This window comes from Methylobacterium sp. UNC378MF (assembly GCF_900103195.1).
Taxonomy (GTDB): Bacteria; Pseudomonadota; Alphaproteobacteria; order Rhizobiales; family Beijerinckiaceae; genus Methylobacterium.
The window spans coordinates 108,407-120,646 of sequence record NZ_FMWU01000009.1; the positions used below are offsets into that span (position 1 = coordinate 108,407).

The following is a 12,240-nucleotide window of genomic DNA, read 5'->3' on the forward strand; positions in this document are numbered from 1 at the left end:
GGGGTTCCTGTTTGGACACCCGGCGGGGACGGCGATGACGTGTGTCGTGCAGCGCGGGCTCGGCCCGAACGCCGTCGTCGGCGGCATGCGGATCTCCTATCTGGCGCGCAGCGACGAGACGGGCGACGGCCTCGGCATCTATCGGGTCGACATGGATCCGCGGACGCCCGGTGCCGGACTGCACCGCCACGCCCGGCTGACCGAGACCTTCTCGGTCGAGGCGGGCCGGCTCGCCCTGCATGTCAGCGATACGGACCACGTGCTCGGGCCGGGCGATTTCGCGCTGATCCCGCCCGGGATCGCCCACGCCTTCGCCAATCGCAGCGAAGAGCCGGTCCGCTTCACCCTGAGCTTCGCGCCGGCGCTGGGTCGTGAGGGCTTCTTCGAGGGGCTGGCGCAGCTGGCCGCGGAGGGCCGCCTCTCGAACCGGGTCGCAATGACCGACCTGATGGCGCGCTACGATCAGGAACCGCTGGCCGGTTTCGCGGGCTGGAGCGACGCCAGCGGCTGAGCCGATTTCCCTCGTATCTCAGGCTCGGCCGCGCTGACTTTGCGGTCGCGGCCCGCGGCCAGGCCGATCAGGATCGCCGCGACGGCGATGCCGACGAACAGGGCCCCCGGCACGCCCCAGCCGCCCGTGGACTCATGGGCCAAGCCGAAGACCAGCGGCCCGAGGCAGGCGCCCGTATAGCCGATGCCCTGCGCCATGGCCGAGAGCCCTGCGGCGCTCGCCGCGTCGGCGGCGCGCAGGACGATCAGGGTGAGCCCGAGGCCGAAGCACCCGCCGATGCCGAAGCCGAGGGCGCCGGCAGCCGGAATGCGCAGTGAATCCGCCCCGAAGGCGAGGACCAGGAAGGCCACGGCAGTGAGGCCCGGGATGGCCACGATCCAGCCCCGCTGATCCCGCGCGCGAGCGGCCAGCATGGCGGTGAGGAGCGCGCCGGGAGCCTGAACCAGCGTGGTCAGCGAGGCGTAGAGCCCGGCATCGAGCGGCGTGAGGCCGCGTCCCTGCAGCAGCAGCGGCAGCCAGCCGAACAGGATGTAGGCGAGCGACGATTGCAGGCCCATGAAGCCGGTCACCCACCAGGCCAGCGGGTCGCGCAGCAGCCGCCCGGCGGAGGGCGCGGCGGTCGACATCGTCCGGCGCGCGAACGGGATCCACACGAAGGCGGCGACGAGCGCCGGCAGCGACCAGACCGCCAAGGCGGAGGGCCATCCGCCCCCGAGGGCGTGCTCCACCGGAACCGCCGCCCCGGCGCCGGCGGCGGCGCCGAGGCACAGGGTCATCGTGTAGAGCCCGGTCATCAGACCGCCGCTGCCGGCGAAATCGCGCTTCACGAGGGCCGGCAGCAGGACGTTGTCGAGGCCGATCCCGATCGCGGCGAGCGCCGTTCCGGCGAAGAGCGGCACGAGGCCGCCGAGGCCGCGAAGCGCCAGGCCGGCCACCAGGATCGTCGATCCGGCGAGAACCGCGAGGTCGGGCCCGATCCGGCGGATCAGCGGCGCGGCCAGCGCGCAGGCGATGCCCAGGCACAGGACTGGCAGCGTGGTGAGGATGGCGGCGCCTCCGGGACCGAGGCCGGTGCCGTCCCGGATCGTCGCCAGCAGCGGGCCGACCGTGCTGAGCGCCGGGCGCAGATTGAACGCCACCAGCATCAGCGCCAGGCCGAGCAGGAAACGGTTCGCGCTGGTGCGCCCCGGGCTCACGGTCGCCGCCGCGCGATCACGGCACCGCCGAGGCAGGCGGCCAGCATCAGCGCGAAGGCGGCATCGCCGAACTGGCCATAGAGCGTGCCGCCGACGATGCGCGCGGGCAGATCCGCGTCGAGCCAGGTCTCCACGTCCAGCCTCGTCCGGGCGACGATCCGGCCATGCGGGTCGATCACTGCGGAGATCCCGGTATTGGCGTCGCGCACGAGCGGCAATCCCTCCTCGACTGCCCGCAGGCGCGCCTGGGCCAGGTGCTGGCGCGGACCGGGCGTGTCGCCGAACCACGCGTCGTTGGTAACGTTCAGGATGAGCCCCGGCGGCTGCGGCGACGGCGCGGCGTGCCCGGCAGGCAGGATCGCGCCCGGGAAGATCGCCTCGTAGCAGATCGTCGCCGCCACCGGCGGCAGGCCCGGAACCGTCAGGATCCGCTGACCGGCGAGCGAGCCAGCCGAGAAGCCGCCCGGAATGGCCACGAACTGCCGCAGGCCGAGGGCCCGCAGGGCTGCATCGAGCGGCCCCGGGAGGTATTCACCGAACGGGACGAGGTGGACCTTGTCGTAGCTGTCGGAAATCGTGCCGTCCGGCCCGATCACCATGACGGCGTTGAAGAAGCGCAGGCGCTCGCCCGGCAGCGGCTCCTCGGCACGGGCCGCCCCGGTGATCAGCTGCTGCCCGGGCTTCAGGCCGGCCGCCACCTTGGCCAGGGCGTCGGGATCGCGCTGGATCAGGAACGGGAAGGCGGATTCCGGCCAGACGATGTGGGTCGGCTCGGGTGCACCCGCCTCGGTCGGGCGCTGGCTCAGCTCGATGTAGCGGTCGACGATATCGGCCCGGTTTTCCGGCCTGAACTTGGCATCCTGCGGCAGGTTCGGCTGAACGAGGCGCAGCCGGATTCCGGCCACGGCCGGATCGGGCGGGCCGAGCCGCTCGGCGCCGGCGAGGGCCATGCCGATGAGCAGGATGGCGGCGGCGACGCTCGGCCCGAACCGGTCGCGCGGAGTCGCGCCGGTGGCCAGGGTCGCGGGCGCCGCGCAGACGAGCACGGCCAGGATGCACAGGCCGTAGAGCCCGATCGTCGCGGCCCATTGCATCAGCCAGAGGTTCTGGGCCAGCGCCATCCCGAGGGTGTTCCAGGGGAAGCCCGTGAACAGGTGACCGCGCAGCCAGTCGGCGGCGCCGAGCCCGAAGGCGAGGGCGGCGATCCGCGCCGCGCCCCGGCCCCATAGCAGGCCCGCCGCGCCAAAGCCGGCCCCGTAGAACAGGCCGAGGACGAAGGGCAGGCCGACGACGCCCAGCGGCAGGGCCCAGAGGAACTCGTCGGCCTCTACCAGGAAGGCCTGACCCAACCACCAGAGACCGGCGGTAAGATAGCCGAAGCCCCAGGCCCAGCCGACCAGGAAACAGGGCCAGAACCGCCGGAGGGTGGTCCGGTCGGAGGCGGCCCCGTCCTGCAGCCAGACCGCGACCGTCAGGGACAGGACGAGGGCCGGCAGGATGCCGTAGGGCGGCATGGCCAATGCGCCGAGCGCGCCCGCGAGCCACGCAAGCCCGAGTCGGCGCCAGCCGGTCAGGCGCGCGATCGCCCGGACGGCGCCCGGCACGCGCGCGCGCTCCGGATCGGACATGGGATCCCGCATCGGCCCGCGCATGGATGCGCCGGCCGCCGCGGGCGACCGGGCGAAACCGTCCGCCGCACCCCTCACGCCGCGACCGTCACGGGTGCGGCGTCTCGGCGACCGGCTTGCTCGACGGCGGGGGCAGGGCGAGCGGCACGACGGCACCGATCCGCGCCGCACCCTTGTGGAACCGCAGGCGCTTCAGGCGCCGGGGATCGGCATCGAGAACCTCGAATTCGAGATCGCCCGGGCCGGCGATCAGCTCGCCCCGAGACGGGACGCGGCCGGCCAGCGTCACGATCATGCCGCCGAGCGTGTCGATCTCCTCGGCCATCTCGCCGACCGCCGCCACGAGGTCGACGCCCGTCACCTCGGAGACCTCGGCCAGCGGCGTGCGCGCGTCGGCCACGAAGACCTCGCCCTCGCCGTCGATGCGCTGGACGTATTTGTCCTCGGCGACGTCATGCTCGTCCTCGATGTCGCCGACCACGACCTCGATCAGATCCTCGATGGAGATCAGCCCGTCGGTGCCGCCATACTCGTCGATGACCAGGGCCATGTGGGTGCGGGTCGCCTGCATGCGCACCAGCAGGTCGATGGCCGGCATCGAGGGCGGCACGAACAGGACCGGCCGCTGGATGCGCGCAGCCGCCAGAGTCGTCGTCAGATCGACCTTGCCGAGATCCAGCCCGCGCGGCAGGCGCGCCGCCGGCCGGCGCGGGCGCGGAGCGGCGGATGCGTCCGCGGCACCGTCGACCGCCGTCTCCGCGGGCTTCACGACGGCCGGCGCGCTGCGCCGGGCCGGCTCCGCCTTAGCGGCGATGTGGTCGACGAGGTCGCGGATATGGACCATGCCGCGGGGATCGTCGAGGGTCTCGCCGTAGACCGGCAGCCGGGAATGACCCGCCGTGCGGAACAGCTTGAGCAATTCGCCGAGGCTCGTGTCGTTCGACACGGCGACGATGTCGGCCCGGGGCACCATCACGTCGTCGACGCGCACCTTGTGCAGGCCGAGGACGTTCTTGAGCATGACGCGCTCGAGCGGGGTGAGGCCGCTCTCGCCGGCATCCGGCTCCGCCAGCGCCTCCTCCAGGCCTTCGCGCAGCGAATCGCGCGGCTTGAGATGGAGGGCCTGAAGCAGGCGGTCGTACCAGGGCTCCCGGTGCTGGGATTCACCCTCGGTGGAACTGGGCGCGGCCAGGGCCGCGCCGCGACTTCGATCGTTGCTCATGTCTCTCGGGTCTGGGGTCGATCGGGCGTCGCGCGCTCAGGCATAAGGATCCGGGATGCCGAGGGTCGCGAGAGCCGCGACCTCGAGGGCTTCCATGGCATCGGCCTCGGCCTCGCCGATCTCGTGGTCCTGACCGAGACAATGCAGGGTGCCATGGACGAGGAGGTGGGCGAGGTGATTCTGGAGCGGCTTCGACTGCTCCGCACTTTCGCGCACCAGGGTCTCGTAAGCAAGGACCACGTCGCCGAGCGGAGTCGGGACGCCGGGATGAGCCGGCTGCGGTGCGGCCGGGAAGGACAGGACGTTGGTCGGCTTGTCCTTCCCGCGCCAAGTCCGGTTGAGGTCCTGCACCGCGGCGTCGTCGGTCAGCAGGACGCTGACCTCGACGGGGCCGCCCGGCTTCTCGGGCGCGATGGCGAGGCCGGCTTCCACGGCGCGCGTGACCAGCGCTTCGAGGTCCGGGATCCCCGCCTCCCAGCGCGCGTCCTCGACGGCGAGATCGATCGCGTGCGGCATGCTCACGCCAGCGGCCGCCGCCGGGGGTTCGGATTGCGGTCGGCCTCGTCCTCGCCGTGGGCGGCGCGCTCGTAAGCGGTGACGATCCGGCGCACGAGGTCGTGGCGGACCACATCCACATCCTTGAACCGCACGTGGCCGATCCCCTCGACACCGTCCAGCACACGCACCGCCTCCACGAGGCCGGATTTCTGGCCCGGCGGAAGGTCGATCTGGCTCGGATCGCCCGTGATGATCATGCGCGAGCCCTCGCCCAGGCGGGTGAGGAACATCTTCATCTGCATGGAGGTGGTGTTCTGCGCCTCGTCGAGGAGCACCACGGCGTTGGTGAGGGTCCTGCCGCGCATGAAGGCGAGCGGCGCGATCTCGATCGTGCCCGTTTGCAAGCCGCGGTCGACGTGGCGCGCCTCCATGAAGTCGTAGAGTGCATCGTAGATCGGCCGCAGGTAGGGATCGACCTTCTCGCGCATGTCGCCCGGCAGGAAGCCGAGGCGCTCGCCGGCCTCGACCGCCGGACGCGACAGGATCAGCCGCTCGGCATGGCCCTGTTCCAGCAGCGACACGGCGTGGCCGACGGCGAGCCAGGTCTTGCCGGTCCCGGCCGGCCCCTCGGCGAAGACCAGCTCATTGGTGCGCAGGAGCTTGATGTATTCGTCCTGCGCCGGGTTGCGCGCGCGCACGGCCCCGCGCTTGCGGGTGGCGATCTGCTCGAAAAGCGGACTGTCGGCCTCGGCGGCAATCGCCTCGGCGGGGAACAGCGTCGCCTGGGCGGTGGCCTCGCGGATCGCGCCGTCCACGTCGCCGAGCGTCAGCGTGCTGCCGCCGGTGCGGACCCGGGCGTAGAGCTTCTGGAACACGCGCCGGGCGGTCTCGGCGGCGTCGGCCGGCCCCTTGATGACGAGGTGATTGCCGAGGGCGGTGGCGGTCACGTCCAGCCGGCGCTCGATATGGGCGACGTTCTGGTCGTATTGGCCGAAGACGAGGCTCGCGAGGCGGTTGTCGTCAAAGGTCAGCGGCACCTCGACCGCCGCGTCGGATCCGGCCGACCGCGCCGCCGGGCCGCGACCCCGGAGCGCGCCGCGCGCGCTCGCCCCGTCCGTTGCGCTCAAGCCGTCATCCTCGCCAACATCCCCGTCTTGAACCCACCCGTCATGCCGCCGCAGCCGCCGAGACAAGCTGCCCGAACAGGCTGTTCGAGCCCGCCTCGGTGATCCGAACAGGCACCACCTGCCCGATATGGTGAGGCGCGGCGTCGAACTGCACGGCCAGCAGGTGCGGCGTCTTGCCCGCGACCTGGCCGGGATGCCGCCCCGGCTTCTCCACCAGCACGTCGAAGACCCGGCCCTCGGCCGCCCGCTGATACGCGTGGCGCTGGCCGTCGAGGAGCGCCTGCAGCTCCGCGAGCCGCGCCGCCATCACGGCCTCCGGCACCTGATCGCCGCGATCGGCCGCCGGCGTGCCCGGACGGGGGCTGTACTTGAACGAGAAGGCACTCGCGAAGCCGATCTCACGCACGAGCCGCAGGGTGTCGGCGAAATCCGCGTCGGTCTCGCCCGGGAAGCCGACGATGAAATCGGAGGACAGGGCGATGTCCGGCCGGGCGGTACGCACGCGGTCGATCAGGCGCCGATACGCGTCGCCGGTATGCTTGCGGTTCATGGCGGCGAGGATCCGGTCCGAGCCCGACTGCACCGGCAGGTGCAGGTAGGGCATCAGGGCCGGAACCTCGGCATGGGCCCGGATCAGCGCGTCGTCGAAATCGTTCGGGTGGCTCGTCGTGTAGCGGATCCGCGCGATGCCGGGGATCCGGGCCACCGCGCGCACCAGTTCGGCGAGGCCCACGGGCGCGCCGTCGGCACCGTCGCCGTGATAGGCGTTGACGTTCTGGCCGATCAGCGTGATCTCGCGCACGCCCCCTTCGGCCAGCTTCTCGGCCTCGGCGAGCACCGCCGCCACGGGCCGCGAGATCTCGGCACCGCGGGTATAAGGCACCACGCAGAAGGCGCAGAACTTGTCGCAGCCCTCCTGCACGGTGAGGAAGGCCGAAGCCCCGAGCGTCCGCCGCCGGGGCAGGTGGTTGAACTTGTCCTCGACGGGAAATTCGGTGTCGACGACGCGGCGCTCCCGGGACCGCGCCAGAAGGTCCGGCAGGCGGTGGTAGCTCTGCGGGCCGACCACGACGTCGACGGCGGGCTGGCGCGCCTGGATCTCGGCGCCCTCGGCCTGGGCGACGCAGCCGGCCACCACGATGCGGGTGTCGAGACCTTGCGCTTTCCGCTCGCCCTTGAGCACGCGCAGGCGGCCGAGTTCTGAATAGACCTTCTCGGCGGCCTTCTCGCGGATGTGGCAGGTGTTGAGGACGACGACATCGGCCTCCTCGACCGAGTCGGTCGCCGCGTAGCCCTCAGCGCCGAGGACGTCGGCCATGCGCGCCGCGTCGTAGGCGTTCATCTGGCAGCCGTAGGATTTGACGAAAGCCTTCTTCAACGCGCGCCGTCCCGAACCAGTCCGCTTCCATTCTCGCGCCCGCCCTCCAGGGATGGGCCGGCGCGTGGCCTCTAGCACGGATCGCGCGGGCCGTCGCGGCGGCGGCGGATCCCATCCGCGAATCGCACGCCCGGCCTTCACCGAATCACAGCACCGCGTCCTTCCGGGGCCGCATAGCGGAGCCCGGAAGGACACGGTGCATGTGGACTGGCGCGCGCAGACGGTGCGGGGTCCCCGTCGGTCAGAACGGGGTCTATGCCCGAGCGTCGACGCCGGCCGCCCGTGGGCGACCGGCGCAGCCATCGAGGCTTCAGTGCGCGGCCGGCGCCGCAGCGGGCAGGTCGATGACCATCTGCTGGAAGAACGGCACGTAGGCCTGCAGCATCACGAACAGGCCGACGAGGCAGGCCAGCGCGATCGAGTGCCAGAACACGAAGCGCAGGATCTTGCCTTCCTGGCCGAAATAGCCGGTGGCCGTGGAGGCGACGACGATCGACTGGGCGTCGACCATCTTGCCCATCACCCCGCCCGACGAGTTCGCCGCCGCCATCAGCACGCCCGGGAGACCGAGCTGCTCGGAGGTGATCCGCTGCAGTCCGCCGAACAGGACGTTCGAGGCCGTGTCCGAACCCGTGAGCGCCACGCCGAGCCAGCCGAGCAGCGTCCCGAAGAACGGGTAGAGGATGCCGGTCCCCGCGAAGGCGAGGCCGAGCGTGGCATCGACGCCCGCGTAGCGGGTGAGGACGCCGAGCGCGAGCATCGCCGCGATGGTGATCAGCGAGTAGCGCAGGGCCCAGATCGTCTCGAAATAGGCCGTGACGAGGCGCAGCGGCGAGAAGCGCATGATCAGGCCGGAGATGATCGCGGCGATCAGCACGCCCGTGCCGGTGTAGGACATGTAGGTGAACAGGAAGACCGCGCCCTCGGGGGCAGGCTTGGCCACCACCGGCGGCACCTTCAAGATCACGTTGTGCAGGCCCGGCACCTCGTATTTCCAGGTGAAGAGCGGGTTGACGATGCCCTTGAACCAGCCGGTTCCCCAGATCGCCACGATGATCGAGAGGATGATCCACGGCACCCAGGCCAGCAGGATCTCGCCCTGCGACGCGGTGCGGGCACCGGTATGGACCGGGGGCGTGCCGGGCACGCCGGCACCGAGGGCCACCGGCCGGGGTCCGGCCACGGCCAGCGACGGATCGTGGCCGCGCAGAGCCGGCGAGGTCCAGATCTCGCGGGGCTGCCAGACCTTGAGGAACAGGACCAGGGCCAGCATCGAGGCGAGCGAGGCGCCGATATCGACGATCCACGGGTTCACGTAGTTCGAGATCAGGAACTGCGCGACCGCGAAGGTGGCGCCGCAGACCAGGATCGGCGGCCACACCCGGATCATGCCGCGGAAGCCCGCGAACACCCAGATCAGCCAGAACGGCACGATCAGCGAGAACAGCGGCAGCTGCCGGCCGATCATCGCGCCGAGGATCTCGGGCGGGTAGCCGGTCACGGAGGCGAGGCCCTGGATCGGCGCGCCGAGCGCCCCGAAGGCGACCGGGGCGGTGTTGGCGATGAGCGACAGGCCCGAAGCGGCGAGCGGCGAGAAGCCGAGGCCGATCAGGATCGCGCCGGTGACGGCCACCGGCGTGCCGAAGCCGCCTGCGCCCTCGAAGAAAGCGCCGAACGCGAAGGCGACCAGGAGCAGCTGCAGGCGCCGGTCAGCCGTGATGCCGGCGACCGATTGCTGCAGGATCGCGAACCAGCCCTTCTCCACCGTCAGCCGGTAGAGGAAGATGACGTTGAGGATGATCCAGCCGATCGGGAAGAAGCCCGTGACCATCCCGAGGATGGCCGCCCGGGTGGCGAGTTCGGTCGGCATGCCGAAGCCGACGATGGCGACCAGCATGGCGAGGCCGAGGGCGATGACGGCCGCGATATGGGCCTTCACCCGCCCGCTGGCGATCATGGCGAGCAGTGCGATGACCGGCACTGAGGCGGCGAGCGTCGAGAGCCAAGCGCTCCCGAACGGATCGTAAACCTGATTCCAGGTTTGCAACGGGCGTCCTCCACAATTCCCGACTGTTCCGGGTTGCGGCCTAGCTAGCAGACGGATTCCGCCCGCTCAATGCGTTGCATCATGTATTCCGGCGGTCATTTCTCCAGATTATTCTTGCGTGGACAGCCAAACACACCCGGTGCAACTCCAGCCTCACCCGTGCTGCCAACATGACGCACCGCGTGCAGGCCTGCATTCGGCATCGGAACCGGCCGGCCCTGCTGATCAGGACTGGAGTCCTTCAAGAGGATGCTGGCCGGAAGCGCCTCAGTCTACGGGGGTGAAGCTGCGTCGCGCGGTGCCGCCATCGGAGATCCGGTCATGCTCCGGCCCGGCATCGTCCCGCGCGCAACGCGGCGGCTTGGCGTCGCGCGAGACTGAACGACGTGGCGCTGGCTGGATGGCCGCGCCTGCGCGCAGAGACCGCGCGGGCGACGCCCTCGGACCATACGCTCGGTTCATCACACCGAAGCGGATCCCGTTTGCTGCAGACGTGACCCTGCCTGCACGGACGGCACCCGAGGCGGCTTCAGATCGCCGCGACCTCCGAGCCCTGGAGACCGAGATCCGGTGAAGCCGGCCGCGCATCCGGCGCGGGCAGGCTGCCGCCGCTCGCACGCATGCCCCGCAGGGCCGCGCGCACCTCGGCCTCGGCGGCGGCCGTCGCGGCCTTTCGGTCTGTGGTGGCCTCGAAGGTAATCGGCGCCCCCCAGACGACGTGAACGTCGATCGGGCCGCCTTGCAGGAAGGCGGCAAGGTGGGGCGCCAGTTCCATGTCGCCGTACCACGCGATCTCGGCGCGCTCGGCGCGCGTCACCGGCAGGCCGTTGCGACGCGGATAGGCGATAGCCAGCGGCTGGAGGCGCACCCGCCCGCGCCCGGCCTCGGCCTGCAGGGCCGCGCGGGCCGCGCCGACCAGCGAGGAGCGGAACGGCAGGAGCCGGGTGCCGTCACCGGTGGTCCCTTCCGCGAACAGCACGACCAGCTCGCCCTCGGCCAGGCGATGGCCCATGGCGGTGCTGACGTGGGCGGTCGCGCCGCGCCGCTGGCGGTCGATGTAGATCGTCCGCTGCAACCCGGCGAGGGTGCCGATCAGCGGCCAGCCGGCAATCTCGGACTTCGCCACGAAGGAGAGTGGCCGCAACGCGCCGATCACGATGATGTCGAGCCACGACACGTGGTTGGCGAGGACCAGAGCGGGCTCGCCGAGGACGGGCGGCATGCCGCTCTGTGTCACCCGTACGCCGAACAGGCGCAGGACGGTGCGGTGAAACAGGATCGGCGCCAGGGCCGTGCGGCGGCCCAGCAGGCGCAGTGCGATCCAGTGCGGCGGTCCCAGCAGCGCAAAGGCGAGAGCGAGGGCCGCGACCCGCCAGGCAATGCCGAAGCGGCTCACGGCGTCACAGATCGGCGCTCATCGTCAGCGCGGTCGCCCGGCTGCCGTCAGCCTTCAGATAATAGCCGGTGCGCGAGCCCACCTGCCGGAACCCGTGCCGCGCGTAGAGGCGGAGGGCAGGCGCGTTGCCCTCGTCGACTTCCAGATGCACCCGGGCGACCCCGTCGAGCGCGAGGCTCGACAGATGCTCGCGGAGCAGCTTGCGGCTATGGCCGCCGCCGCGCAGAGCCGGTGACAGCACGACCGTCAGGATCTCGGCCTCGTCGGCCGCCCGGCGCGAGAGCACGAAGCCCTGAAGCATCCCGGCGCGCCACAGGCCATGCGCGTGGGTCGAGCGCTCGCAGAGCATGCGCTCGAATTCGTGCGCGTCCCACGGGCGCGCGAAGGCCGTCGCGTGGAGCCGGGCGAGCGCAGGGGCCTGCGCGGCGTCGCGGAGCGGGGCGACGTAGGGCTCCGGGGTCAGCGCGTCCCACCACGCGAACCACCAGTCGAAGGGCCAGAAGGGGAGCGGGCGCGTCATCGCCGTGCGATCCGCGCATGGTCCTGCGGCCGCGCATCCGGGCCCCGCAGGTAGAGGGGCCGGGGCAGCGCCTGCGCCGGATCGGCGACGAGGCCGAGGGACGCCACCGACACGATATCGGGGCCAGCCACGTTGGCGACGCGGGCTTCGACGCCGCGCTCGGCCAAAGCCGCAGCCAGCAACGGCGCGCCGGAGCCGGTGAGCACCACCGGGCCGGAGCCCAGCCGCTCGGCCGCCTCGTCGACGGGGAGATGCGCGGGCGCGAGGCCGTCGCCGGATCCCAGGGCCTGGACGTAGACGGCGCCGTGGCGGGCATCGATCACCGCCGCGATCGTGCCCTCGACGGTCTCGGCCAGGAGGGGTGTCAGGAGGGCCGAGAGGGTGCCGACGCCCACCACCGGCTTCCCGGTCGAAAGTCCGATCGCCCTCGCCGCCGAGAGCCCGACCCGCAGCCCGGTGTAGCTGCCGGGCCCGACCGTGACGGCGACGCGGTCGATCGCTTCGAATCCGCCCTCGACCCGGGCGATCACCCGCTCGATCAGCGGCAGCAGGGATTCCGCGTGGCCGCGCGCCATCGGCAGCGACTCGGCGGCGAGGGGCGCCTCGGCATCCTCCGCCATGACGCAGGCGGCGCAGGTCTCCAGCGCTGTGTCGATGGCCAGGATACGCACGCTCACTCCCACGGGCCGGTCCGAACCGGCCATTGCCTCCCTGCGC

At 71.7% G+C, this 12,240-nt stretch carries 11 protein-coding genes; 1 reads left to right on the forward strand and 10 read right to left on the reverse strand.

What is annotated here, in order from left to right; all coding sequences use genetic code 11:
- The first annotated feature begins 34 nt into the window (after positions 1-34).
- A complete protein-coding gene (locus BLT59_RS11385) occupies positions 35-511 on the forward strand; it encodes a cupin domain-containing protein (protein ID WP_091779541.1) in 477 nt (158 codons plus the stop codon).
- On the opposite strand, the gene BLT59_RS11390 is transcribed toward BLT59_RS11385, so the two are convergent.
- The 10 genes from BLT59_RS11390 to tsaB all read right to left on the reverse strand — a co-directional run bounded on the left by BLT59_RS11390 (position 463) and on the right by tsaB (position 12,194).
- Positions 463-1,707 carry an MFS transporter gene (locus tag BLT59_RS11390; protein WP_091779543.1) on the reverse strand — a complete coding sequence of 415 codons (1,245 nt, stop codon included), beginning with the start codon at positions 1,705-1,707 and terminating at the stop codon, positions 463-465. The genes BLT59_RS11385 and BLT59_RS11390 overlap by 49 nt on opposite strands.
- A complete protein-coding gene (gene lnt, locus BLT59_RS11395; RefSeq protein WP_244513944.1) occupies positions 1,704-3,335 on the reverse strand; it encodes an apolipoprotein N-acyltransferase in 1,632 nt (543 codons plus the stop codon). The genes BLT59_RS11390 and lnt overlap by 4 nt, the downstream gene beginning before the upstream one ends.
- A gap of 88 nt (positions 3,336-3,423) precedes the next feature.
- Complete coding sequence (locus tag BLT59_RS11400) at positions 3,424-4,557, reverse strand: hemolysin family protein (protein ID WP_091779547.1); 1,134 nt, start codon at positions 4,555-4,557, stop codon at positions 3,424-3,426.
- A gap of 36 nt (positions 4,558-4,593) precedes the next feature.
- On the reverse strand, positions 4,594-5,073 hold the full coding sequence (gene ybeY, locus BLT59_RS11405) for an rRNA maturation RNase YbeY (RefSeq protein ID WP_091779549.1): 480 nt from the start codon (positions 5,071-5,073) through the stop codon (positions 4,594-4,596).
- Between the two features lie 2 nt (positions 5,074-5,075).
- Positions 5,076-6,092 (reverse strand): PhoH family protein, encoded by a 1,017-nt coding sequence (locus BLT59_RS11410; protein ID WP_244513952.1) that lies wholly within the window; start codon positions 6,090-6,092, stop codon positions 5,076-5,078.
- A 130-nt stretch (positions 6,093-6,222) separates the two neighbouring features.
- Positions 6,223-7,560, reverse strand: a complete 1,338-nt coding sequence (miaB, locus tag BLT59_RS11415) for a tRNA (N6-isopentenyl adenosine(37)-C2)-methylthiotransferase MiaB (protein ID WP_091779553.1) — start codon at positions 7,558-7,560, stop codon at positions 6,223-6,225.
- 310 nt (positions 7,561-7,870) lie between these two features.
- Positions 7,871-9,607, reverse strand: a complete 1,737-nt coding sequence (locus BLT59_RS11420; protein ID WP_091779555.1) for an L-lactate permease — start codon at positions 9,605-9,607, stop codon at positions 7,871-7,873.
- Positions 9,608-10,136: 529 nt separating this feature from the next.
- Positions 10,137-11,003, reverse strand: coding sequence for a lysophospholipid acyltransferase family protein (locus tag BLT59_RS11425; protein WP_091779557.1), 867 nt, complete (start codon positions 11,001-11,003; stop codon positions 10,137-10,139).
- A 4-nt stretch (positions 11,004-11,007) separates the two neighbouring features.
- Positions 11,008-11,523: a GNAT family N-acetyltransferase gene (locus tag BLT59_RS11430; protein ID WP_091779559.1), complete on the reverse strand. Its 516-nt coding sequence runs from the start codon at positions 11,521-11,523 to the stop codon at positions 11,008-11,010.
- Positions 11,520-12,194, reverse strand: coding sequence for a tRNA (adenosine(37)-N6)-threonylcarbamoyltransferase complex dimerization subunit type 1 TsaB (gene tsaB, locus BLT59_RS11435; protein WP_091779725.1), 675 nt, complete (start codon positions 12,192-12,194; stop codon positions 11,520-11,522). The genes BLT59_RS11430 and tsaB overlap by 4 nt, the downstream gene beginning before the upstream one ends.
- Between the last annotated feature and the right edge of the window lie 46 nt (positions 12,195-12,240).

What these genes read in the sequence shown, in the direction of transcription:
- BLT59_RS11400 (WP_091779547.1), bottom strand. Translation starts at nt 4,557, where the DNA reads ATGAGCAACGATCGAAGTCGCGGCGCGGCCCTGGCCGCGCCCAGTTCC.
- BLT59_RS11430 (WP_091779559.1), bottom strand. Translation starts at nt 11,523, where the DNA reads ATGACGCGCCCGCTCCCCTTCTGGCCCTTCGACTGGTGGTTCGCGTGG.
- BLT59_RS11385 (WP_091779541.1), top strand. Translation starts at nt 35, where the DNA reads ATGACGTGTGTCGTGCAGCGCGGGCTCGGCCCGAACGCCGTCGTCGGC.
- ybeY (WP_091779549.1), bottom strand. Translation starts at nt 5,073, where the DNA reads ATGCCGCACGCGATCGATCTCGCCGTCGAGGACGCGCGCTGGGAGGCG.
- lnt (WP_244513944.1), bottom strand. Translation starts at nt 3,335, where the DNA reads ATGTCCGATCCGGAGCGCGCGCGCGTGCCGGGCGCCGTCCGGGCGATC.